Source organism: Phytoactinopolyspora endophytica, assembly GCF_004138495.1.
Lineage (GTDB): Bacteria > Actinomycetota > Actinomycetes > Jiangellales > Jiangellaceae > Phytoactinopolyspora > Phytoactinopolyspora endophytica.
Map to the genome: position 1 here is coordinate 159,981 of NZ_ML142857.1, position 421 is coordinate 160,401.

General features: G+C 70.8%; 1 protein-coding gene. It reads right to left on the bottom strand.

Features of this window, described 5'->3' with window-relative positions:
• Nucleotides 1-7: 7 nt before the first annotated feature.
• A partial coding sequence (locus ELR45_RS18560) for a RidA family protein (protein WP_165367902.1) occupies nucleotides 8-421 on the bottom strand: 414 nt, incomplete at its 5' end.

A 421-nucleotide genomic window follows, 5' to 3' on the forward strand; every position in this document is an offset into this window, starting at 1 on the left:
AGCCGCATCAGCCCGCCACCTTCGCCACGAGTTCCACCTCGACCGGGACACCCAGCGGCAAGCTGGCGACACCGACGGCCGAACGGGCATGCCGGCCACGGTCGCCGAGGACGTCGATCAGCACGCGGCTGGCGCCGTTGGCCACAGCGGGCTGTTCGGTGAACTCAGCGGTGGCGTTGACGAACACAGTCAGCTTCAGCACCCGCTGCACCACGTCCAGCGACCCGAAGGTCTCGATCAGCCGGTACAGACCGTTCGCCACGGCCTTACCGGCCTCACCCGCGGCCTTCTCGGCGTCGAGGTCGCTCCCGACCTTGCCCAGCAACGGGCCGTCGGGTCCGGCGAAGGCGACCTGACCGGAGACATAGGCGGTGCCGCCGTCCACGACGACGGCGTCGATCAGCGCGCCGGCGCCCAGCGG